This is a genomic window from Reyranella sp., from assembly GCF_965279625.1.
Classification (GTDB): Bacteria; Pseudomonadota; Alphaproteobacteria; order Reyranellales; family Reyranellaceae; genus Reyranella.
The window spans coordinates 2,067,410-2,090,550 of sequence record NZ_OZ257251.1; the positions used below are offsets into that span (position 1 = coordinate 2,067,410).

Consider the following 23,141-nt stretch of genomic DNA (forward strand, 5'->3'; position numbering starts at 1 on the left):
GCGCAACGATGCTGAGCTACGCCCTCGTCCTGTTCGTCGGGCTGATCGCCGGCACAGTCAGCGGTATCGTCGGGACCGGCGCGACGGTGATCTTGCTGCCGGTGCTGGTCATGGTCTTCGGGCCGCGCGAGGCCGTGCCGATCATGGCGGTCGTCGCGCTGATGTCGAACTTCGCCAAGATCACCGCCTGGTGGCGCCACATCGACTGGCGCGCCGCCGCCGCCTATGCGGCCGGCGGCATTCCCGCGGCGGCACTGGGCGCCCGCACCTTGCTGGCGCTGCCCGAAAACACGGTCGAGACCGCGCTGGGCGTCTTCTTCCTCGCGATGATCCCGGGCCGCCGCTGGCTCTCCGCGCGCAACCTCGTGCTGGGTTATCGCGGGATGTTCGCAGCCGGCATCGTGATCGGCTTCCTGACCGGCATCGTGGTCTCGACCGGACCGCTCAGCGTGCCCGCCTTCGCCGCGCACGGACTCGTCAAAGGCGCGTTCATCGCCACCGAAGCCGCGGGTTCGCTCGCGCTCTACATCAGCAAGGCCCTCACCTTCCAGGCCTTCGGCGCGCTGCCCACCGACATCATGGTGAAGGGGTTGATCACCGGCTCCTCTGTAATGGCCGGCACCTATCTCGCGCGCCTGATCGTCGAACGCCTGAGCGTCGCCGCCTTCCAGTACATGCTCGACATCGTCATGGCCGTATCGGGCGTCGCGCTGCTTTGGCAGGCGCTGAGGTAGACGCGCGCGAAATTGATTGGCAAGGAGGGGCCCCTTCAAGGAGACCGACCATGGCAATCACGAAGAAGCAGGAACTGCGCGCCCTCACCGAGAGCGAGCGCGAGCTGGTGGCGCTGTCGGGTGTGCGCGCCGCGCGCTCGATGACCGACTCCGAACTCAACCGGCTGGTGAAGCGGATGCGTACGCGCCGCGACCGCGCGCGCACGGTGGCCGACCGGCAGCGCCGCGAGATGCGCGGCAAGGCGCGCCCGCGCGGCGCGACGCCGCCGAAGGCCGACGAGGGCTCAATGGTGAAGCTCGAGGTCCTGTCGGCGGCACTCGCCCGCCTCGAGACGGAGACGACCCGCCGCGGCGAGATCAAGGCGAAGGCCGCGCTGGTCGAGAGCGCGAAGAAGGCGCTGGCGCTGAAGCAGAAGGCCAAGACGGCCAAGCCGCAGGCGAAGGCCAAGGGACCCGCCAAGGTCGTTCGCGGCAAGGCGCGCGTCGCCGTCGAGAACCACGTGCCGGGCTCGGTGCGCGGCAGCGTCCGCAAGCAGGGCGCGCGCGCCCAAGCCAAGCGCGACGCCCGCTAAGACCTCTTCCGGGCACAACCTCGCCCGGCCGCCAGGCGAGAAGCCGTCGCCGACACGGGCGGCGGATCGCGCTATGCTGGCCAGCACGCTTCCAGGGAGGAACGCATGCTGGCCAACACCACGCGCACACTCACCGAGGCACAGCGCGAGCAGTGGGCCGTCGACGGCTACCTGCAGATCGAAGGCGCGCTGTCCCCGGCCGAAGTGGATTTCTTTTCGAAGTTGCTCGACGACAAAGTGCGCACCGAGCCCGGCTATGAGCCCGCGCCGGGAGCACTGCCGCGCGGCCACTATGCGTGGAAGCTGCCCGACCAGAACAAGGACGCGTTCATGGATCGGCGCGACCTGCTACCCTATCATCAGGCCTTCGTCGACCTGATCGACCGGCCGGGGATCTTTGACCTGATCCTCGATCTGATGGGCCCCTACATCCAGTTCTCGATGAGCCAGGCGATCGTGCGCGCCTCGACCGACACCTTTCCAGGCTACACCCACACCGACGGCGGGCAGGCCCAGAAATCGATCCGGGTCAGCGAGACCAGCAGGCCGCTCGCGGTGAAGGTCATGTACCTGCTGACCGACGTGACCGCGCCGGACAGCGGCAACTTCACGGTCTTCCCCGGCAGCCATCTGCGCAGCTTCCCGGAGCGCGCCGAGCGGATCCCTCATCCCGGCATGCCGGGCGCCGTGCCGCTGCTCGGCAAGGCCGGCGACGCCTATGTCTTCCCGCACGCGCTGTGGCACGGGCCCTCACCCAACCATTCCGGCAAGGCGCGCAAGACGCTGCTCTACAATTACTGCCAGATGTTCATGCGGGCCTACGATTTCAGCGGTCCCTACGCCGCGCTCTTCGACCACTGCACGCCGCGCCAGCGCCGCCTGCTGGGCGACCTCGGCCACGATTTCAGGCCCGGCGACTTCTTCTACGCCCCGGAGGATCAGGAAGCCGTGATGACGGGCGCCAGGCCTTGAGTCGTGGTAGTGGCTGTCTCCCGGACGGGCGCTCCTGCGAGCCGCCCTCCCCAACAGGAGTGTCTATGAAGAACGTCGTCATGACGGCCGCACTGGCCGCCCTCGCCCTCTCGACCGGTGCCTGCAGCCTGCAGCAGTCGAGCGCACAGCAGCTCAACACCACCAACGCCAATTCCCGCATCTACATTGGCTCGCTGACCTGCAACGTCGGCGGCAGCACGGGCTATATCCTGGGTTCGGCCAAGCCGCTGGACTGCGTGTTCCTCGGCAAGGACGGCGTCTCGACGGCGCAGTACACGGGAACGATCGACAAGGTCGGCATCGACATCGGCTACACCAAGGCAGTGCACACGATCTGGCGCGTCTATTCGCTGGGTTCGGAGCGCGGCGCCACTCAGCTGGGCGGCACCTATGTCGGCGAGCAGGGCACGGTCGCGGCCGGCACTCAGGCCGGCGGCAACTGGATCTATGGCGGTCCGAATGCCGAGATCGGCATGCTGGCCTCGGGCGTCGTGAAGGATGCCGGCTACAACCTGGCGACCGGCGTGGCCGCCATGACGATCCGCCTGAAGCAGTAGGCTTCTAGACCGACGCAGCCGTCGCCGCCTGCAACGCGCAGCCGGCGACGGTGATACGGTGCATCAGGCGCCGCTCGCCCTGATAATCGTTCTGGGCGCTGTGCCAGGTGGCACGGTTGTCCCAGAAGGCGATCGAGCCGTTGCTCCACTGGAAGCGGCTGGTGAAGTCACCCCGCGTCACGTGCGCGTAGAGATAGTCGAGCAGCGGGTTGCTGTCCTCGACGCTCCAGCCCTCGAAATGCAGCGTGAAGTCCGGATTGACGTAGAGCGCTTCGCGGCCGCTCAGCGGATGGCGGATCACCACCGGGTGCAGCACGTCCCCCACCTTGTCGGCATTGTGAAAGACGATGTCGCTGCCGCTCGCCTGGCGTGCCGCGGCGCCGAACCGGTGCGCCGAGGAATGCACCGCGTTGAGGCCACGGAGCGTCTTCTTGAGGCCTTCCGACAGGGTCTCGAAGGCCCGATAGACGTTGGAGAACAGCGTGTCGCCGCCCTTCGACGGCAGCTCGCGCGCCACCAGGATCGAGCCCATGGCGGGGATCTGGTCGTAGGTGTGATCGGTGTGCCAGCGTTCGCCGATGTTCTTCTGCTGCTGCGGCTCCTTGCGCACCTCAGCGATCTGCGGATAGCCGGCGACGGGCGTGAAGTACCGGTTGATGTCAATCTGGCCCCAGCGCTGCGCGAATTCGATGTGCTGTTCGGGCGTCAGCGCCTGGTCGCGAAAGAAGATCACGCCGTGCTCGACGAAGGCGCGTTGCACCTCGTCCCACTGGCGATTGCTCATCGACTTGAGATCGAGCCCCAGCACCTCGGCACCGCAGCCGCCCTCGAGTTCGCGCACCTGAACCGTCTCGTACGTCATGGCCAACCTCCGATCTTTGAGCCTACCGCGGCTGCACCCCGAGCAACAACAGTGCAACGGACAACGTGAGGACGCTGGCGGCGGTCGAGATCACCACGGCGTTGGTCGCGCGGCCGACGCCGATCGCGTACATCTGGGCGATCAGATAGACATTGGCGCCGGCCGGCAGCGCGGCGTTCAGGGTGGCCACGTTGAGCCACAGCGGATCGAGCGGGAAGACATAGCGGCCGATCGTCCAGACCAGGACCGGCAGCACCGCGAGCTTAAAGACCGAGGCAACCGCCGCCGGTTGCCAGTGCCCCTTCAGACCGACATGGGCGAGCGAAGCGCCGACCATGATCAGGCCGCAGGGCGGCGCCGCCGCCGCAAGGGCCTGCAGGATGCGGTCGACTACCGCAGGCGTTGCAATTCCGGGCACGTGCGTCGTGATCTCGCCCCACAAGAGGCCCGCGAAGATCGCCGGGATGACCGGGTGCTTCAGCATCGAGAGGGCCGCACCGCCCAGGCGCTTCAGCACGTTGCCGCGCCCACCGCCGGCCCCGTCCATCTCCATCAGGAAGCAGGTGAAGCTGAGCAGGATCAGCGAGTGGACGCTGATGATCATCAGCAGCGGCACCAGCCCCTGTTCGCCGAAGCCGTAGCTGATGAACGGGATGCCGATGCCGACGCCGTTGGAGAAGGAGCCGCTCAGCGCAAACATGGCGCGATCGCCCAGCCGCAGACCCTGCATACGGCCGAGCACCATGAGCATGCCGTAGAGGACCATCACGCCGCTGAAGAAGGCGAGCAGCACCTGCGGCTCGAGCGTCTCCAGCCGCACCTTGGCCATGGAGCGGAAGAGCAGCGCGGGGAACAGGGCGTAGAAGGTGACGGCAGTGAAGCCGCGCAAGCCTTCCGGACTGAGGAGCTTGCTGCGGCCGATCACCCAGCCGACCAGCACCATGCCGAACACCGGCACGATGATGTCGACGATCGCGTTCATAAACCAAGAACGCGCCACTCCCGTGGCGCGTTCTCATCGTTTCTGCACGGCGCGGGCTCTCGCGCCACAGCGTTTTCACCGAAGCCGGCGAAAACGCGAGAAGGCGCTGTCGCCCGCCGGCGCATGTGAATGCGCTTAAGCCGCCATCGCCAGGTTGCTGTAGCGCGTCAGGTGGTGCTGCTGGTTGCCGAACATCAGGTCGATCATCGTCAGCCGCTTGAAGTAGTGGCTGACCGCCATCTCGTCCGTGACGCCCATGCCGCCGTGCATCTGCACCGCGCTCTGGCCGCAGAACTTGCCCGACTTGCCGATCTGGACCTTGGCGCCCGAGGCGGCCTTGGCGCGCACCGTGGGATCCTTGTCGTCGATCTTGAGCGAGGCCATCAGGGTCATCGAGCGCGCTTCCTGCGCGTTGGTGAAGCAGTCGACCATGCGGTGCTGCAGCACCTGGAACTTGCCGATCGCCACGCCGAACTGCTTGCGGGTCTTGATGTACTCAAGCGTGGCCGCATTGATCGCGTCCATGCAGCCGGTGGCCTCGGCGCAGAGTGCCACGATGGCGCGGTCGACCGCTTCCTCGACGACCGGGAAGGCGTCATCGACCTTGCCCAGCACCGCCTCAGCGCCGACCGAGACCTTGTCGAAGGTCAGTTCGGACGCGCGCAGCGCATCCTGGGTCGGGTAGTCGCGACGGCTGAGGCCCTTGGCCTTGGCGTCGACCACGAACAGCGTCAGGCCCTTGGGCTCGCGGGCCGAGCCGGCGGTGCGGGCCAGCACGATGATCTCGTCGGCGGAGGCAGCGTTGTAGACCACTCCTTTGTGGCCCGAGAGCGACCAGCCGTTGCCTTCCTTGGTCGCCTTGAGCGAGACGTCGGCCAGGTTGTAGCGGCTCTGACGCTCCAGCCAGGCGAAGGCGAACTGCTTCTTGCCCTCGATCATCGGCGCCAGCAGGGCGGCCTTCTGGTCGGCGGAACCCGCGCGGGCGATCATGCCGCCGCCCAGCACCACCGTCGGCAGGAACGGCTCGAGCACCAGGCCCTTACCGAACTGTTCCATGACGATCATCGTCTCGATCGGGCCGCCGCCGTAGCCGCCATCCTCTTCCGAGAAGGCCATGCCGAGCCAGCCCAACTCGGCGAACTGCGCCCAGTTCTCGGGCAGCCAGCCACGCTCGGTCGCCACGATCTTGCGGCGGTTCTCGAACGTGTACTTCTCACGGGCGAAGCGCTCGGCCGATTCCTGCAGCTGCTTCTGTTCGTCGGAAAGGGACAGATCCATGTTTCTCCTCCGGAATTCTTGAACGCGGTTATAGCCCTCGTCAGAGGCCCAGCACCATCTTCGAGACGATGTTCTTCTGAATCTCGGTGCTGCCGCCGTAGATGCTGGTCTTGCGCATGTTGAAATAGCGCGGTGCGGCCGGCGGGGCGTGGTCGGGCCCGATCGGGGTCTCGTTTGTGTCGTGGAACAGCATGCCGGGCTGGTAGGGCTGGGCGTACTCGCCCACCGCTTCCATGGTGAGCTCGGCGATGCGCTGCTGGATCTCCGAGCCGCGCACCTTGAGGGTCGAAACCTCAGGCCCGGGCGCGCCGCCCTGGGCCATGGTCGACAGCACGCGCAGCTCGCTCATCTCCAGCGCCTGGACCTGCAGGTCGATGTCGGCGATCTGCGCCGTGAAGGCCGGATCGTCGGCGAGCGTGCCGCCATCCTGCGGCTCGATGCGGGCGATCTGGCGCAGCATCGCGACGCCGCGCTTTGAGGACGGGACCTCCGCGATGCCCAGCCGCTCGTTGGCCAGCAGGAACTTGGCGCAGGTCCAGCCCTCGTTCTCCTTGCCGATCAGGTTCTCGACCGGGACCTTCACATTGTCGAGGAACACGTCGTTCACGTGATGGGCGCCGTCAGTCATGATGATCGGCCGCACGGTGACGCCGGCGCTCTTCATGTCGATCAGCAGGAAGGAGATGCCCTCCTGCGGCTTGCCGTCCGGGTTGGTCCGCACCAGGCAGAAGATCCAGTCGCCCCAATGGGCGAACGAGGTCCAGGTCTTCTGGCCGTTCACGATGTAGTGGTCGCCCTCCCTCACCGCGCGGGTTCGCAGGTTGGCGAGGTCGGAGCCGGCGCCGGGCTCGGAATAGCCCTGGCACCACGAGACTTCGGAGCTGCGGATGCCCGGCAGGAAGCGCTCTTTCTGCTCTTCGGTGCCGAACGTGTAGATCACCGGCCCGACCATCTTCGGACCGAACGGCAGGATGCGCGGCGCGCCCTCCTCTGCCAGCACGTTCTCGAACAGGAAGCGCTGCGTCACGTCCCAGCCGGGGCCGCCGTACTTCTTCGGCCAAGTGTAGGCGAGCCAGCCCTTCTTCCCGAGCGCCTTCTGCCACACGATGTGGTCGTCGCGGTCGTAATGCTTGCCGGAGAAGGTCTTCTCGCGGGTCGCGGGCGAGAGGTTCTCGCGCGCGAACGCCCGCACTTCGTCGGCGAATGCCTTGTGTTCCGGCTTGAGCGACAGGTCCATCTAGAGCCCCAACACCATCTTGCTGATGATCCCCTTCTGGATCTCGTTGCTGCCGCCGTAGATCGTGGTCTTGCGCGTGTTGAAGTAACGCGGCGCGGCGAGGTGGGCATAGTCGGGACCGACCGGCTCCTCGTTGGTGCCCTGCCACAGCAGGCCCGGCAGGTAGGGCGCGGAATATTCGCCGACCGCTTCCATCGTGAGTTCGGTGATGCGCTGCTGGATCTCCGAGCCGCGGATCTTCAGGCCCGAAACTTCGGCGCCGGGCTGGCCGCCCTGCGCCATCTGCGACAGCACGCGCAGCTCGGTGAATTCCAGCGCCGTCACCTGGATCTCGAGATCCGCGATCTTCTCGGCGAAGGCCTGGTTCTCGATCAGCGGGCGGCCATTGTCCTGCTCGACGCGGGCGATGTCCTTCAGCGCCTCGACGCCGCGCTTGGACTGCGGCACCGCCGCGATGCCCAGCCGCTCGTTGGCCAGCAGGAACTTGGCGCAGGTCCAGCCCTCGTTCTCCTTGCCGACCAGATTCTCGACCGGGACCCTGACGTTGTCGAAGAAGACCTCGTTCACCTCGTGGCCGCCATCGGCCATGATGATCGGCTTCACCGTGATGCCGGGCGTCTTCATGTCGATCAACAGGAACGAAATGCCTTCCTGCGGCTTGGACTTCGAATCGGTGCGGACAAGGCAGAAGATCCAGTCGGCCCAGTGGCCCATCGTGTTCCAGGTCTTCGACCCGTTCACGATGTAGTGGTCGCCGTCCTTCTCCGCCTTCGTGCGCAGGCTGGCGAGATCGGAACCCGAGCCGGGCTCGGAATAGCCCTGGCACCACCACACGGTGCTCTCGCGGATCGCCGGAAGATACTTCTCCTTCTGCGCCTCGGTGCCGAACGTGTAGATCACCGGGCCGACCATCTTGGTACCGAATGGGATGATGCCCGGCGCATATTCCTCGGCGCAGATGTTCTCGAAGATGTAGCGCTGGGCCGGCGTGAAGCCCGGGCCGCCATGCTTCTTCGGCCAAGTGTAGACCAGCCAGCCCTTTTTCCCGAGCGCCTGCTGCCAGCGCATGTAGTCGTCGCGGATCAGGTGCTTGCCGTTCTTCACCTTGTCGCGCACGTCGGCCGGCAGGTTGGCGCGCACGAAGGCCCGCACCTCGTCGGCAAATTTCTGTTCTTCAGGCGTGAAAGCGAGGTCCATGTTCCCCTCCCGAGGAGGCATTTCGATTTGGCGGGAGTTTAGCCACGAGCCCGTTCCGGACAAGCGTCCATAAACCGTCTGGCGATTGACCGCGCCGAGATGCGGAACGGGTTTACGTAAAATTGTCGCTCGTAAGCACGGCCGATTGCGCGCCGATTGATCCAGGTCAATTCCCGTTTCCGCCAGATGGCGTTCACTTTTCCCCGATAGAGTGGGGAGAGTGCGATGCAGAGAGTTTCAATCGCTGGCGCGATGGTCGCGGCAGCCCTTATGTCTTGCTCGCTGGGGCAAGCGGCCAAAGCAGACGACACCGAGGTTCAGAGTCCCTGGCAGGTCCGCGTCCGCGCCCTGGGCGTGCTCCCGGCCTCGTCGGGGAGCACGGTGAACGTACAGGGCGTCCCGGCGCTTTCGACGCCGAATTCCGGCCTGTCCATCGGCAATTCAATCGTCCCCGAAGTCGACATCAGCTACTACATCACGCGCAACGTCGCGGCCGAGCTCATTCTCGGCGTCACGGCTCACAGCATCACCGGCACCGGCGCCCTCGCGAACACCAACATCGGAAGCGCGTGGCTCCTGCCCCCGACCTTGCTGGCGCAATATCACTTCACCGATTTCGGCGCCTTCAAGCCCTATATCGGCATCGGCTTGAACTACACGATCTTCTTCGGCCAGAGCGCCGGCTATACGCAGACCAACGGACTCGGGGTGACCAACCTCAGTATCAACAATACCGTCGGCGGCGCCGTCCAGGTCGGCTTCGACTACATGATCGACAAGCACTGGGGCGTGAATTTCGACGTCAAAAAGTACATCTTGCGCCCGACCTACAATGCCACGGTCAACTACACCATCCCGGTGAGCGGGACCGCGGTCATCGATCCCTGGATCATTGGCGCCGGCGTGACCTACAGGTTCTAGGCCCACGGGGCGAAAGCTCGATCGATATCGGCGTCGCTCAGGCCGGTTTCGCGCAGGACGGATCGTCCCGCGACAGCGGGTCTCGGGGTTCTCTCCGGGACCCGTTCCCATATTCTGTGCCATGAGCCGCATCGCCCCACCCGCCGAGAGCCGCCTCCGTGACTGGTATCCCGGCGCCAGCCTGACCGACAGTTTTGCCGTCACCCTGCCGCCGGGTGCGCCCGCCGACGTCGACACCCTCGCCACCCTGCTCTTCGCCGACCTGCCCGTGTGGTTCACGATCCTGCTGGCGATCCGCGATCGGGTGATGACGCTGTTCGGGGTGAAAGCCTCACACGCCCTGGAGGCCAGCGAGCACATCGCCTTCTTCCCCGTCCTGTCGCGCTCGGCCGACGAGATCGTCCTGGGCGCTGACGACCGCCATCTCGACTTCCGCACTTCGGTCCTCCTGCGCCGCACCGACAGGACGCTCGTCGCCACGACGGTCGTGCGTTGCCACAACCTGCTGGGCCGCCTCTATCTCGCGGCGATCCTGCCCTTCCACATTCTGGTCGTGACCGACGCGTTGCGACGCCTGCGCCGCCGCCTCTAGCGTTCCGCCGGCACGATCAGCACCTTGTCGGTCTTGAGCTTCTCGATCGCCTCGTCGCTCAGACCCGCCTCGCGCAGGACCTCGACGCCGTCGCCGCCGATCTGTGGGGCATGGCGGCGGAACTCGACCTTGGTCTTCTCGAAGTCGAGCGGGCTGGCGAAGGTGGTGATCGGGCCCTCGGTGGGGTGCTCGCGCTCGGTGAAGAAGCCCGTGGCCTTGAGGTGGGGGTCGTCCTTCAGCTCCTCCAGCGTGCGCACCGGCATGGCGGGAATGTCGGCCTCGTCGAACATGTCGAGCCATTCCTGCGTTGGGCGATGCTTCAGCAGCTCGGCCAGCACCTGGTAGAGCTCGCTGAAATGCTTGGCGCGCTCCATGCGGTCGACGAACCTCTTCTCCTTGGCGAGATCGGGCCGCTCCGCCAGCTCGAAGAACTTGATCCAGTGCGCGTCGGTATAGGGCAGTGCGCAGATGTAGCCGTCCTTCGTCGGGAACGGATGGCGGAACTTGTTGATGATGCGGTCGTAGCCCATGGGCGCGCGCTCAGGGTTCCAGGTGGCGCCGAACAGGTGCTCGGTCAGCCAGAACGAGGCCAGGGTCTCGAGCATCGGCACCTCGATCATCTGGCCCTCGCCCGTGCACTTGCGATGGTAGAGCGCGCCCAGCACGGCGATGCAGAGATGCAGCCCGGTCGTCTTGTCGGCGATCAGGCTCGGCATGAAGCGCGGCGGCAGCCCGTCGACCCGGCTCTGCAGCGAGGCCGCGCCCGAGACGCCCTGCACCAGGTCGTCGAAGGCCGGCTTGTGGCCGTACGGCCCCTTGCGCGCATAGCCCAGCGAATAGGCATAGATGATCGACGGGTTGATCTTCTTCAGCTCCTCGTAGCCCAGGCCCAGCCGCTCGATCGCCTGCGGCCGGCTGTTGTGGATGAAGAGATCGGCGTCCTTGATCATGTCCTTCAGGACGGCGCAGGCGGCGGGCTTCTTGAGGTCGAGGCAGACCGACCGCTTGTTGCGGTTGGCTGCCATGTAGATCGGGCCCATGCCCGGGGCGTTGCCGAGGCTGCCGCCCGAGGCCCGCAGCAGGTCGCCCTCCGGCGGCTCGACCTTGATCACGTCGGCGCCCATGTCCGCGAGATGCTGCGTGGCGAACGGCCCCAGCAGAACGGCCGTCAGATCGATCACACGCACGCCCTGCAATGGTCCCGGCATTTCCTCGTCCCCGCTATGTCGTTTTGATCTTGTCGGAACCGTGCCATCGCCCCTTGCGAAATGGTAGTCCTACGGTAACACCTCGTCCCGAGGCGCTTCGCGGTGCGATGCGCGGGGCATTTCTGGAATTTGGGGTCATGTGATGGCTGGAGCGCTGGACGGTCTGCTGGTGGTGAGTGTCGAGCAGGCCGTGGCCGCTCCCTATTGCGCCGCCCGGCTGGCGGATGCCGGCGCCCGCGTCATCAAGATCGAGCGGCCCGAGGGCGACTTCGCGCGCGGCTACGATGGCTATGTGCACGGCCAGTCGAGCTACTTCGTCTGGCTGAACCGCGGCAAGCAGTCCCTCACCCTCGATTTCAAGGCGAAGGACGATCTCGCCCTGCTGCACCGGCTGATCGCCAAGGCAGACGTGCTGATCCAGAACCTGGCGCCGGGCGCCGCCGAGCGGGCGGGCTTCGGCTCCGCCGCCATGCGGGCGGCGCACAAGAAGCTGATCACCGTCGACATCTCGGGCTATGGCGACCACGGCCCCTACAAGAACCGCCGCGCCTACGACCTGCTGGTGCAGGCCGAGAGCGGCCTCGCCTCGATCACCGGCACCGAACATGCGCCGGGCCGGGTCGGCATTTCCGCCACCGACATCGGCACCGGCATGTATGCGCACGCCGCCGTGCTGGAGGCGCTGATCGCCCGCTGCCGGACCGGCGAGGGCCGCGCCATCTCGGTCTCACTCTTCTCCTCGATGGCCGAATGGATGACCGTGCCGCTGCTCGGCATGGAATATTCCAACTACGAATGGCCGCGGCTGGGCCTCACCCATCCGTTCATCGCGCCCTACGGCGTCTATCCGACCTCGGACAAGGTCCCGGTCCTGATCTCGATCCAGAACGACCGCGAGTTCGAGCGCCTGTGCCACGGCGTCATCGACCGGCCCGGCCTCGAAAAGGATCCGGACTATGCGACCGGCAAGGCACGCAATGCGCGGCGCGACGAGACCAACGCCATCGTGGCCAGGAGCTTCGAGTCGCAGACCTTCGCCGATCTCTCGGCCCGCCTCGAAGCCGCGCAGATCGCCTGGGCGCGGGTGAGTAGCGTGAAGGACCTCACGACCCATCCGCAGCTCCGCCGCACCGGCTTCAACTCGATCGGCGGCGAGGACGTCTCGATCCCGGCGCTGGCCGCCTCCTATACCGGCGAGCCTGAGCGGCTGGGCGACGTGCCGACGCTCGGCCAGCACAGCGAGGCGATCCGCAAGGAGTTCGCCGCCTGATGTCCGACGGGCTGTCGGGCCGTCTGCTTCAAGGGGCGAGGCTCGCGGCCTATGGCGCCGCTTACTTCTTCGCCGCCGGCGCCTTCATGAGCTACTGGCCGGTCTGGCTGCGCGACCGCGGCGTCACCGACACCGAGATCGGCACGCTGTTCATGTCGCGGCAGATCGTGACGGTGATCGCCACGCTTTCGGTCGGCTGGGTCGCCCATCGCCTGGGCGGACCGCGCGGCGTCATCGTGGCGCTGGGCATCGCCTCCGTCGCGATGATGGGCGCCTATCAGGTCTCCCATTCGTTCCTGGCGATCTTCGTCGTCACCATGCTCTGGGGTTTCCTGTGGTCGCCGCCGATGCCGCTCTATGACGGCGTGCTGGTGACGGAGACCAAGAAGCACGGCCTCGACTATGCCCGCGTGCGCATGTGGAGCTCGGTCGCCTTCATCTTCGGCACCTTCCTCACCGGCATTGCCGTCGATCGCTACGGCCCGCCCTGGGTACTCTATGTCGGGATGGCGAGCATCGTGCTGCTGGCGCCGTTCGCGCTGCTGCTGCCGCCCGCCGCCCCGCGCGCCGCCGCCGCGCATGGGCATGCGCCGTTCCGCGTGAGCGAACTGCTGCGGCAGCCGCCGTTCCTCCTGTTCCTGCTGGCCTGCGGCCTCTGCCAGGCCAGCCACTCCGTGCTCTACAGTTTCGGCACCCTGACCTGGCGCGGCGCCGGCATCGACGACGTGACGATCAGCGCGCTGTGGGCCGAGAGCGTCGCCATCGAGATCGTGCTGATGCTGTTCGGCGGCTGGCTGCTGGCGCGGCTCGGCGTCTGCGGCCTGATCGCGCTCGGCCTCACGGCCGGACTGGTGCGCTGGACGGCCATGGCCTTCACGACAGAGCTGTGGGCGCTGGTCCTGCTGCAGGCGCTGCACTCCTGCACCTTCGCCGCCTGCCATCTCGGCGCCATGGCGTTCCTGCAGCGCGCGCTGCCGACACACGGCGCGGCGATCGGCCAGAGCCTCTATTACGCGCTGGGCACCGGCGCCACACAGGCAGTCGTCTACCAGTTCTCCGGCATTCTCTATTCCGACTACGGCCAGCGCGCGTTTTTAGGCATGACCGTCGTCAGCGCCCTCGGCCTGTGCGCGCTGCTTCTGCTCGCGCGGACGTGGAAGGGCGGGCTGGTGGTGGGGAGTTCAGAAGCGAAAGGTCCCTCGCTGCGCTCGGGATGACAATTAAGAAAGAGGTGTCATCCCGAGCGCAGCGAGGGACCTTTGTCTCTCAGCGCGACCGGCCGCGCGCGGTGACCGGCCAGATCTCGACCAGCGTATCGCCTTTCACCACGTGGTAGCTCTCGTAGAGGTTCACGGTCGGGTCGCAGTGCGGCGGCGTCAGCACGACCTGGTCGCCCAGCTTGGGCGCCGGCTGGCCCTTTGGCGCGATCACCGCGAGATGCTCGTCGCCCATGAAGCGGGTCGTGGCGCCTTCGACGGCGCCCTTCAGGATCACCGGCGGGCCCTTCTCGGTGGCCATTGCCTTCAGCCCGGCATCGACCGTCACCATGCCCGGCGTGTTGGCGCTGACCGCGCGCGAATCGATCTGCAGCGCCTGCTCGAAGGTCGGCTTGTCGAGGCCGCGCAGGTCGCAGACGTTGTAGTCGTGGTCCATGAACACGTAGGAGCCGACCTGCAGCTCGGTGAAGACACCGAGCTTGGCGTCGATGTAATGCGTGCCGGTGCCCGAGCCGGTGACGATGCCCGGCTTCAGGCCCGCCTCTTCCAGCTTCGCCAGGATGCCCTGGAGGTATTCCGTGCGCTCCTTGATCTGGGCGGTGCGCTCCTTGAAGTCGACGATGTGCTGGTGGCTTCCGCAGTAGAACTGGACGCCGGCATAGGCGAGCGACCTGAAGTTGGCGACCTTCTGCACCAGCTCGACCGTGGCCTCCGGCGAGGCCGTGCCGGTGCGGTGGATGCCCGGATCGATGTCGACGATCACGGTGAGCGGCTTGCCGGCCTTTGCGGCCGCCGCCGCCAGCGCCTCGGCATTGGCAGGATGATCGACCACCAGCATCAGGTCGGAGACCTTCGCATTGAGTTCGACGAGCCGCTGGATCGCCTGCGGCGTCACCACCGGCGAGGTGATGTGCAGGCTCTGGATGCCGGCTTCGCCCAGCGCCTCTGCTTCACCGAGCTTGGCGCAGCAGACGCCGAGCGCCCCCGCTTCCATCTGGCGGCGCGCGATATCGGCCGACTTGTGGGTCTTGGAATGCGGCCGCAGCTTCACGTTATGCGCCTTGGCGAAGTTCGCCATCTCCGCGATGTTGCGGTCGAGCATGTCGAGGTCGAGCACCAGGGCCGGCGTGTTGAGCGAGCCGCGCGAGCCCTGCTGTCCGATGAGATGCCCGTGCAGGCGCCGGGCTTCACTGGGGGCTTCGCTGGTCATTTCTTCAGTCCTTCGGTTTGCAAGGTGCGGACGACCATGGCTTCGCCGGTCGTGCCGCGGTTGACGCCGGCGCTCTTCATGAAGGTGTTGTCAGAGCCGGTGCCCCAGAGCGCAACGCCCAGGGCCAGCAGGCCGCCATCCACCTTCACCGTCTCGCCGGTGATGAAACGTGCCTCGTCGGAGGCAAGGAAAGTCGCCACGTCGGCGATATGCTCGGGCTCGCCGCGGTCGGGCCAGGGCTGCTGGGCGAATTGCTTCTCGTACTTGTCGGGCCGGCCGCGATGGACCAGCGGCGTCGAGATGACGCCGGGCGCGATGCCGACCACGCGGATGCGATCGGGCCCCAGCTCGGCCGCCACGTTCTCGATCAGGCTGATGCAGGCCGCCTTCGCCGCCGAATAGGCATGACTGCCGCCGCCGCCGACCATGCCGGCGATCGAGGCGGTCACCAGGATCACGCCGCCGTTTCCCTGTTCCTTCATCGCCAGCGAAGCATGCTTCATGCCGAGAAACACCGAACGCGTCAGCACCGCGAACGTATAATCCCAGTCCTCGACGCTCGTTTCGGCGATCGGCCCGAAGGCGCCGCCGACGCCGGCATTGAGAAAGGCGATGTCGAGCCGCCCGAAACGGCCTTTGGCCTCGGCGACCATTGCGGCGACATCGGTCTCCTTCGAAACGTCGCAGCGCACGAAGCCGACGCTGTCGCCGAAGCCCTGCGCCCTGGCGACGGCCAGCGTCTCCGCGCCATTGGCCTCGTTGAGGTCGGCGACCAGCACCTTTGCGCCTTCGGCAAGAAAGCGCATCACGGTCGCACGGCCCATGCCGCTCGCGCCCCCCGTGACGATGGCCACCTTGCCCGCCAGTCGATTCATGCTGTTCAGCTCCTCCGATGCCATGGTGGTGTCGCTGGCATCGCGAGGCAAGTCTAGCATTTCCCTAGCCACTATTGCGCAGACCGGCCGCGATGCCGTTGATGCTGAGGTGGATGCCCTGCACCACCGTAGGATCGGGATCGCCGGCGCGGTGGCGTCGGAGCAGTTCGATCTGCACGTGGTTCAGCGGGTCGATATAGGGGAAGCGATTGCGGATCGAGCGCGCCAGCAGCGGGTTGAGTTCCAGCAACGTCTTCTGCCGCGTGATGGCGCAGACCGCATCGATCGACGCCTGCCATTCCTGTTTCACGCGGGCGAAAACCCGCTCGCGCAGCGCCTCATCGGTCACCAGCTCTGAATAGCGCGAGGCGATGGCGATGTCGCTCTTGGCCAGCACCATGTCCATGTTCGACAGGATGGTGCGGAAAAACGGCCAGTTGTCGTGCATCTCCTGCAGCATCGCTACGCCGTCGGCCGGCCGCGCGGCGGTCCAGGCCTCGATCGCGGCGCCGAACCCGTACCAGCCCGGCAGCATCAGGCGACACTGCGCCCAGCTGAACACCCAGGGAATCGCGCGCAGATCCTCGATGCCCTGCTTCTTCGAGCGCGAGGCCGGCCGGCTGCCGATGTTCAGCGAGGCGATCTCCTCGAGCACGGTGGATTCGCGGAAGTACCGGTCGAAGCCCTCCGTCTCGTAGACCAAGTCGCGATAGGCGCGGAAGGCGTGCGCCGACAGCTCCTCCATGACGGCGAGATAGTCGGCGGGCGGCGGCGGCCGGTCGGCGTCGAGGAGCGAGGCCTCCAGGGTGGCGGCGGCCAGGGTTTCGAGATTGCGCCGTCCGACCTCGGCATTGGAATACTTGCCGGCGATCACTTCGCCCTGTTCGGTGATGCGGATGGCGCCCTGCACGGCGCCGGGCGGCTGCGCCAGGATCGCCTCATAGCTCGGCCCGCCGCCGCGGCCCACCGAGCCGCCACGACCGTGGAACAGGCGCAGCCCGACCTGATGGCGCTTGAAGGTCTCGATCAGGGCAAGCTCCGCCTTGTAAAGCTCCCAGGTCGAGGTGAGATAGCCGCCGTCCTTGTTGCTGTCGGAGTAGCCCAGCATCACTTCCTGGGTGTCACCGCGCGAGGCGAGCAGGCGGCGGTAGGCCGGCAGGGCGAGAAGCTCGTCCATGATCCGCCCGCAGCGCTGCAGGTCGCCGATGGTCTCGAACAGCGGCACGATGTCGACATCCAGCCGGCCCTCGCGCGGATCGAGCAATCCGCCTTCCTTGAGCAGCACGGCCACTTCGAGGATGTCGGAGACGCTGTCGGCCTTGGAGATCACGTAGTTGGGCATGGCGGCGCGGCCGTAGCGCCGATGCGCATCGGCCGCCACGCGCACCAAGTCCACTTCCGCCGCCGCTTCGTCGCCATAGGAGAGATAGGGCGAGGCGAGCGGCCGCATGTTGCCGAGTTCGGCGACCAGAAAATCGACGCGCCCCTCCTCGTCGAGCGAGGCATAGTCGATGCCGGCCCCGGTTGCCGCCACGAGTTCGGCCACAACGCGGGCATGCACGTCGGAATTCTGGCGCAGGTCGAGCGACGCCAGATGGAAGCCGAAGACATCCACGGCGCGTCGCAGCGAGCGCAGGCGGCCGCGCGCCAGGTCCGCCGAGCCGTTCTCCGCCAGCGACCGGTAGAGCGTGTCGAGGTCCGCTTTCAGATCCTGCACCGTCTCGTAGGCGGGCGCCGGGCCGACCGGCGGTTGCGGCGGCTCCAGCCTGTCGAGCGACCACGCGGTCGCGGCCAGCCGCGCATAGATGCCGACGATGGCGCGGCGGTAGGGCTCATCCTTGCGCTCTGGCGCGCGATCGGCCGAGCTCTCGACCAGTCCGCGCAATCCTTCCGAGACGTGCACGATGCGGCCGTCGAGCGACAGTTCGCTGCCCAGCCGGTGCAGTTCTTCGAGATAGAAGCGCAGCGCCCGCTGGCTCTGCAGGGTGAGCGTCTGGCGCGTGACATCCGCGGTGACGTAGGGATTGCCGTCGCGGTCGCCGCCGATCCAGCTGCCCATGCGCAGGAAGGACGGCACGTCGATGTCCTGCCAGGCCGCTTCGATGCTCCCGAGCCGGTCTTCGAGATCGGCGTAGAAGATCGGCAGCGCGCGCAGGAACGTATGGTCGTAATAGGCGAGCCCGTTGGCGACCTCGTCGATCACCCGAAGGCGCGTGTCGCGCAGGATGCTGGTCTGCCACAAAGTGAGCACGGCGCGGCGCAGCGTCTGGCGGTTGGCCCGAAGCTCCTCCGGCGTGAACTCGACCCGGTCGCGCTCGTCGAGCAGCCGCGCGATCTCCATCTCGCGGTCGATCGAACTCTTGCGCCGGATCTCGGTCGGATGCGCCGTCAGGACGGCACTGCACAGCGCGCGGGCGAAGAAGCCCTGCAGCCGCTCGCGGGAAACTCCAGCCTTCACGGCGCGGCCGAGCGCATAGGCCATCGTGCCCTGCGCCGGCGGCGCCTTGGCGATGGCGAGGGCCCGCGTGCGGCGGATGTGGTGCTGGTCTTCGGCGATGTTGGCCAGATGCGAGAAGTGCCCGAAGGCGCGGATGATGCGAAGGGCGCGATCCATCGGCAGGCTGCTCATCGTGGCCTGCAGTTCCTGCCGCGCCGCCTCGTCGGCGTCACGATGGAACAGCACCCCGGTGCGGCGGATGTGCTCGACCAGGTCGAACACGGCGTCACCTTCCTGGTCGCGCACCGTCTCGCCGAGAATGCGCCCGAGGAGCCTCGTGTCGTAGCGCAGCGGCACGTCCTTCTTGGCCGCTTCCCGATTGGACGTTTCGATCTGGTCCATGGACTGCCCTTCACTCCTGTCCCGAGACCCAAGCACGGTCTAGGCCACTTCGATGACGCCCTCGCCGCCGGCATAGAGTTTCTCGACCAGCGCCTTGCGGCGGTCCAGCGTGGCGCGCTGATTGATATAGCCCTTGTCGGTGATCTCCTGGCCGTCGACCTGCGGCGGCTCGGTCATCAGCAGGACGCGCTTTACCCGCATCGACGAGCCGCGACCTTCGGCGTTCATTTTCGCGAGGCCTTCCTTCAGCGTGCCGACGACGGCGGGATGGGCCAGAAGCTCGGGCAGCGGGAACTGGGCGCCAGCGTCGCCGGCGAGCTGGCGGCAGGCCGCGACGTTGGGGAAGCCCAGTAGGCCGACATACTCGCGGTCCTGGCCGCAGACCACGGCGTCCTGCAGCACCGGCGAGGCGGCGGCGATGGCCGTCGTGCGCAGGGTGCCGACCAGCACGAAGGTGCCGCTGGTCAGCTTGAAATCCTCGACGACGCGTCCGTCGAAGATGATGCCCTGGCTCGCATCCCCGGGATCGACGAAGCGGCCGGCATCGCCGATCCTGTAGAAACCCTCCTCGTCGAACATCTGGGCCGTGAGCTCCGGCTGCTTGTAGTAGCCCGGCGTCACGATCACGCTCTTCACCCGCAGCTCGTAGCGCCCCGCCGCGCCGGTCGGCACCATCTTCAGCTGCACGCCCGGATAGGGAAGCCCCACCAGGCCGACGCGCTCCGACGCCCAGTGCACGCTGGTCGCCGTCGGGGCCGTCTCCGTGGCGCCCCAGCCGGTGACGAAGGGAATGCGATAGCCGGTGTGCTTGACCGCCAGCGCCTCCATACGTTCGTAGAGATCGCCGGGCAGGGTCGCGCCGCCATAGGAGAGCACGCTGATGTTGGCGAAGAAGCGCAGCGCCAGGGCGTCGTCCTTCTCCAGTGCCGTAGCCAGCATCGCGTAGCCCGCAGGCACGTTGGAGAACGATGTCGGCGAGACCTCGCGCAGGTTGCGCAGCGTCTCCTCGAACAGGCCGGGCAGCGGCTTGCCGTCGTCGATGTAGGTCGTGCCGCCCTCGTTCAGGTTGCCCTGGAAGGTGGCGTTGCCGCCCATCGTGTGGTTCCACGGCAGCCAGTCGAGCATGACCGGCGCCACGTCGCTCGCCTTGCGCACCCGCGCCATGCTCATCATGGCGACGTTGGCGCACATCATTTCCTGCGTGTTGATAACCGCCTTCGGCATGCCGGTACTGCCGGAGGTGAACAGGAATTTGCCGACCGTCTTCGGCCCGATGTCAGCGATGGACTTGGCGACCGCATCTGTTGCTTTCGTGGCCACCAGCTCCGTCCACGGCAGCGACTGCATCTTGGGCGGCGGCTTGTCGACATGGACCAGCACCACACCTTCGAGGTCGAGCGCCGCCAGCGCGCGCGCGTAGATCTCGCCATTCTGCACGAAGACCAGGCCGGGCTTGATCAGCTCGAAGACGTATTTCAGCTTGGCGTGGTCCTGGCTCATCACCGAATAGGCCGGCGAGACCGGCGCGACCGGCGCGCGCGCCTGCATGGCGGCCATGGTCAGCAGCGCGAACTCGATGGAGTTCGACGACAGGATCATCACCGGCCTGTCGGGGCCGAAGCCGCGGTCGAGCAGCGCCTGCGTGACCGAATCGACCTGACGCTTGGCCTCGCCATAGGTGACCTTCAGCCACTCGCGCGCCGGTCCGCGGCGCTGCGCCAGCCACAGCCGGTCCGGCACCTCGGCCGCCCATTTGGCAAGCAGTGCCGGCACGTGGGGCGCATAGGGCTTCAACTGGTGGTTCGACTGCAGCACGACGGTGCCGTCGTCACGCCGCTCGACATTGATGTCGCGGCTCAGGAATTCGATGGGCTTGAACGGAACTTGCATTACACTGTCCAACGACGTTCTCCCCGGCGCCTGTTCTGTCGACGCGATTTAGGGACGGGAACCGCCCATCGGCAAGGGAGCGTTTGGCCAGTGTCGCCCAGCAATTCGTCGGTGCCAGCATCGCCGGCAGGCCGCTGGCTGCAATTGTGCGCCGGACTTCTCTGCATGGTCGCAGTCGCCAACCTGCAATATGGCTGGACGCTGTTCGTCCACCCCCTCCATGACAAGTACGGCTGGAGTCTCGGCAGCATCCAGACCGCCTTCGCCATTTTCGTCATCGCCGAAACATGGTTGGTGCCCTTCGAGGGCTGGATCGTCGACCGGTTCGGTCCGAAATACGTCGTGGCGGCCGGCGGCGTGCTGGTCGCCGCGGCCTGGACACTCAACTCGGTGGCCGATTCGCTGCTCCTGCTCTATGTCGGCGCGGCGCTGGGCGGGATCGGCGCCGGCGCGGTTTACGGGACCTGCGTCGGCAATGCCGTCCGGTGGTTTCCCGACCGCCGCGGCCTGGCGGTCGGCTTCACGGTCGCCGGTTTCGGCGCGGGCTCGGCGCTCAGCATCATCCCGATCCAGGACACGATCGCCACGCACGGCTACCAGACGGCCTTCCTGTGGTTCGGCCTGGTCCAGGGCCTGATTGTGGTCGTCACGGCCTGGGCCCTGCGGGCGCCGCCCCATGGCGCGTCGGTCGCGCCAGCCCCTCGCCTGCTCCAGACCGCGCGCGATTTCGGCCCGATGGAGGTGCTGCGGTCCCGGATTTTCTGGCTGCTCTACTTCATGTTCATCCTGGTCTACTCGGGTGGCCTCATGGCGACGGCGCAGATCGCGCCCATCGCGCGCGACTTCAAGGTTGCGGACGTGCCGGTCAACCTGCTCGGCCTCACCCTGCCTGCGCTCACCTTCGCCATCACCCTCGACCGCGTCATGAATGGCGTGACCCGGCCGCTCTGCGGCTGGGCGTCCGACCAGATCGGCCGTGAGAACACCCTGTTCATCGCCTTCCTGCTGGAGGGCGCCGGCATCTGGGCGCTCTGGGTCTACGGCCACGATCCGCTGCTGTTCGTGATCCTGGGCGGCCTGGCGTTCTTTGCCTGGGGCGAGACGGCGAGCCTGTTTCCGACCATCTGCACCGACACGTTCGGCACGAAATACGCGACCACCAACGCAGCCCTGCTCTATACGGCCAAGGGCGTGGCCTCGCTGCTGATCCCACTGGCGAGCTTCTGGGTGGTCGAGACCGGAAGCTGGCACGACGTCTTTCTGGCCGCCGCGCTCTTCAATCTGCTCGCCGCCTTCCTGGCCCTGGCCGTCCTGAAGCCGCTGCGGCTGCCGGCGCAGCCCCGGCCCGGCGAGGTCTAGCTTCCCAGCCGCGACCGCCGACCGCGAGTCGAAACCGGCGTGCGACCTGAATGCCCGTTCACATTGTAGCGGTTTTCGGCCAGAGTCCGCCGCAGCACAAAGGGAGAGAGCGATGGATTTCGAATACTCGGATCGCAGCAAGGCGCTGCTCGAGAAGCTCAACAAATTCATGGACGAGGTCATCTATCCGGCCGAGCCCGTCTACGAAGAGCAGATGGAGACCGCCAAGGATCGCTGGCAGCTCCCGCCGATCATCGAGGAGTGCAAGGCCGAGGCCAAGAAGCGCGGCCTGTGGAACATGTTCCTGCCGGCCGACCGCGAGACCGGCGACACGCACGGCACGATGGGCCTCAGCAACCTCGAATACGCCCCGATCTGCGAAGTGCTCGGCCGCTCGTCGATCGCCTCCGAGGCGGTCAACTGCTCGGCGCCGGACACCGGCAACATGGAAGTGTTCGCCCGCTACGGCACGGCAGAGCACAAGGAGAAGTGGCTGAAGCCGCTGCTCAACGGCGATATCCGCTCCTGCTTCGCCATGACCGAGCCGGCGGTCGCCTCGTCCGACGCGCGCAACGTCGAGTGCCGCATCGAGTCCGACGGCAACGACTATGTCATCAACGGCCGCAAGTGGTGGTCGTCGGGCATGGGCGACCCGCGCTGCAAGGTCATCATCCTGATGGGCAAGAGCGATCCCAGCGCGCCGGCCTACCGCCAGCAGTCGATGATCGTCGTGCCGCGCGACGCCCCGGGCATCAAGATCGTGAAGATGCTGCACGTGTTCGGCTATGACGACGCGCCGCACGGCCATGCCGAAGTGGTCTACGACAATGTTCGCGTGCCGAAGTCGGCCATCCTCCTCGGCGAGGGCCGCGGCTTCGAGATCGCCCAGGGCCGCCTCGGACCGGGCCGCATCCATCACTGCATGCGCGCCATCGGCGTCGCCGAGCGGGCGCTCGAGATGGCGATCAAGCGTGCCAAGAGCCGCACGGCGTTCGGCCAGAAGATCTCCGAGATGGGCGTCACCAAGGCCCATGTCGCCGACATGCGCATGGAAATCGACATGGCCCGCCTGCTGGTCCTCAAGGCCGCCTGGGCGATGGACAAGTTCGGCAACAAGGAAGCCCGCCAGCAGATCGCGATGATCAAGGTGGCGGTGCCGAACATCACCTCGAAGGTCGTCGACCGCTGCCTGCAGCTGCATGGCGCCGGCGGCGTCAGCCAGGTGTTCAAGCTGGCCAGCATGTACGCCCACCAGCGCACCCTGCGCCTGGCCGACGGTCCGGACGAGGTCCATCGCGACCAGGTTGGCCGTCTCGAGATCGCCAAGTACAACTGAGCCCCGTTACCG

The 23,141-nt window shown here is 66.8% G+C and carries 20 protein-coding genes; 10 read left to right on the forward strand and 10 right to left on the reverse strand.

What is annotated here, in order from left to right; genetic code table 11:
• Positions 1-11 precede the first annotated feature (11 nt).
• The 4 genes from ACQY78_RS10070 to ACQY78_RS10085 all read left to right on the forward strand — a co-directional run bounded on the left by ACQY78_RS10070 (position 12) and on the right by ACQY78_RS10085 (position 2,856).
• A complete protein-coding gene (locus ACQY78_RS10070; protein WP_428686350.1) occupies positions 12-734 on the forward strand; it encodes a sulfite exporter TauE/SafE family protein in 723 nt (240 codons plus the stop codon).
• Between the two features lie 50 nt (positions 735-784).
• On the forward strand, positions 785-1,306 hold the full coding sequence (locus tag ACQY78_RS10075; protein ID WP_428685180.1) for a hypothetical protein: 522 nt from the start codon (positions 785-787) through the stop codon (positions 1,304-1,306).
• A gap of 105 nt (positions 1,307-1,411) precedes the next feature.
• Positions 1,412-2,278, forward strand: coding sequence for a phytanoyl-CoA dioxygenase family protein (locus tag ACQY78_RS10080; RefSeq protein ID WP_428685182.1), 867 nt, complete (start codon positions 1,412-1,414; stop codon positions 2,276-2,278).
• 65 nt (positions 2,279-2,343) lie between these two features.
• Positions 2,344-2,856 (forward strand): DUF992 domain-containing protein, encoded by a 513-nt coding sequence (locus tag ACQY78_RS10085; protein ID WP_428685184.1) that lies wholly within the window; start codon positions 2,344-2,346, stop codon positions 2,854-2,856.
• A gap of 4 nt (positions 2,857-2,860) precedes the next feature.
• Here the strand turns inward: ACQY78_RS10085 and ACQY78_RS10090 are convergent, their stop codons facing one another.
• The 5 genes from ACQY78_RS10090 to ACQY78_RS10110 all read right to left on the reverse strand — a co-directional run bounded on the left by ACQY78_RS10090 (position 2,861) and on the right by ACQY78_RS10110 (position 8,412).
• Positions 2,861-3,718 carry a TauD/TfdA dioxygenase family protein gene (locus tag ACQY78_RS10090; RefSeq protein ID WP_428685186.1) on the reverse strand — a complete coding sequence of 286 codons (858 nt, stop codon included), beginning with the start codon at positions 3,716-3,718 and terminating at the stop codon, positions 2,861-2,863.
• A 22-nt stretch (positions 3,719-3,740) separates the two neighbouring features.
• Complete coding sequence (locus ACQY78_RS10095) at positions 3,741-4,700, reverse strand: AEC family transporter (RefSeq protein ID WP_428685188.1); 960 nt, start codon at positions 4,698-4,700, stop codon at positions 3,741-3,743.
• Between the two features lie 135 nt (positions 4,701-4,835).
• Positions 4,836-5,978, reverse strand: coding sequence for an acyl-CoA dehydrogenase family protein (locus ACQY78_RS10100; protein WP_428685190.1), 1,143 nt, complete (start codon positions 5,976-5,978; stop codon positions 4,836-4,838).
• Positions 5,979-6,018: 40 nt separating this feature from the next.
• A complete protein-coding gene (locus ACQY78_RS10105; RefSeq protein WP_428685191.1) occupies positions 6,019-7,215 on the reverse strand; it encodes an acyl-CoA dehydrogenase family protein in 1,197 nt (398 codons plus the stop codon).
• On the reverse strand, positions 7,216-8,412 hold the full coding sequence (locus ACQY78_RS10110) for an acyl-CoA dehydrogenase family protein (RefSeq protein ID WP_428685193.1): 1,197 nt from the start codon (positions 8,410-8,412) through the stop codon (positions 7,216-7,218). It lies immediately after the preceding gene.
• A gap of 270 nt (positions 8,413-8,682) precedes the next feature.
• On the opposite strand from ACQY78_RS10110, the gene ACQY78_RS10115 reads away from it, so the two are divergent.
• Together ACQY78_RS10115 and ACQY78_RS10120 are read left to right on the forward strand one after the other, a co-directional pair.
• Positions 8,683-9,333, forward strand: a complete 651-nt coding sequence (locus ACQY78_RS10115) for an OmpW/AlkL family protein (protein ID WP_428686351.1) — start codon at positions 8,683-8,685, stop codon at positions 9,331-9,333.
• A 121-nt stretch (positions 9,334-9,454) separates the two neighbouring features.
• On the forward strand, positions 9,455-9,925 hold the full coding sequence (locus tag ACQY78_RS10120) for a DUF2867 domain-containing protein (protein ID WP_428685195.1): 471 nt from the start codon (positions 9,455-9,457) through the stop codon (positions 9,923-9,925).
• Here the strand turns inward: ACQY78_RS10120 and ACQY78_RS10125 are convergent.
• Positions 9,922-11,133: a CaiB/BaiF CoA transferase family protein gene (locus ACQY78_RS10125; protein ID WP_428685196.1), complete on the reverse strand. Its 1,212-nt coding sequence runs from the start codon at positions 11,131-11,133 to the stop codon at positions 9,922-9,924. The genes ACQY78_RS10120 and ACQY78_RS10125 overlap by 4 nt on opposite strands.
• A 142-nt stretch (positions 11,134-11,275) precedes the next feature.
• Here ACQY78_RS10125 and ACQY78_RS10130 point away from each other — a divergent pair, with 142 nt between their 5' ends.
• Entirely contained in the window at positions 11,276-12,403 is a 1,128-nt protein-coding gene (locus ACQY78_RS10130) for a CaiB/BaiF CoA transferase family protein (protein ID WP_428685198.1), read from the forward strand.
• Positions 12,403-13,620, forward strand: a complete 1,218-nt coding sequence (locus ACQY78_RS10135) for an MFS transporter (RefSeq protein ID WP_428685200.1) — start codon at positions 12,403-12,405, stop codon at positions 13,618-13,620. The genes ACQY78_RS10130 and ACQY78_RS10135 overlap by 1 nt, the downstream gene beginning before the upstream one ends.
• A gap of 49 nt (positions 13,621-13,669) precedes the next feature.
• On the opposite strand, the gene ACQY78_RS10140 is transcribed toward ACQY78_RS10135, so the two are convergent.
• From ACQY78_RS10140 to ACQY78_RS10155, 4 genes are all read right to left on the reverse strand, one after another.
• Positions 13,670-14,830, reverse strand: a complete 1,161-nt coding sequence (locus ACQY78_RS10140) for a DSD1 family PLP-dependent enzyme (RefSeq protein ID WP_428685202.1) — start codon at positions 14,828-14,830, stop codon at positions 13,670-13,672.
• Positions 14,827-15,705 carry an SDR family NAD(P)-dependent oxidoreductase gene (locus ACQY78_RS10145; RefSeq protein ID WP_428685204.1) on the reverse strand — a complete coding sequence of 293 codons (879 nt, stop codon included), beginning with the start codon at positions 15,703-15,705 and terminating at the stop codon, positions 14,827-14,829. The genes ACQY78_RS10140 and ACQY78_RS10145 overlap by 4 nt, the downstream gene beginning before the upstream one ends.
• Positions 15,706-15,769: 64 nt before the next feature.
• On the reverse strand, positions 15,770-18,544 hold the full coding sequence (gene ppc / locus ACQY78_RS10150) for a phosphoenolpyruvate carboxylase (protein WP_428685205.1): 2,775 nt from the start codon (positions 18,542-18,544) through the stop codon (positions 15,770-15,772).
• 39 nt (positions 18,545-18,583) lie between these two features.
• Positions 18,584-20,482 carry an AMP-binding protein gene (locus ACQY78_RS10155; protein ID WP_428686352.1) on the reverse strand — a complete coding sequence of 633 codons (1,899 nt, stop codon included), beginning with the start codon at positions 20,480-20,482 and terminating at the stop codon, positions 18,584-18,586.
• 42 nt (positions 20,483-20,524) lie between these two features.
• Here ACQY78_RS10155 and oxlT point away from each other — a divergent pair, with 42 nt between their 5' ends.
• Positions 20,525-21,793 carry an oxalate/formate MFS antiporter gene (gene oxlT / locus ACQY78_RS10160; RefSeq protein WP_428685207.1) on the forward strand — a complete coding sequence of 423 codons (1,269 nt, stop codon included), beginning with the start codon at positions 20,525-20,527 and terminating at the stop codon, positions 21,791-21,793.
• Between the two features lie 112 nt (positions 21,794-21,905).
• On the forward strand, positions 21,906-23,129 hold the full coding sequence (locus tag ACQY78_RS10165) for an acyl-CoA dehydrogenase family protein (protein ID WP_428685209.1): 1,224 nt from the start codon (positions 21,906-21,908) through the stop codon (positions 23,127-23,129).
• The last annotated feature ends 12 nt before the right edge of the window (positions 23,130-23,141 follow it).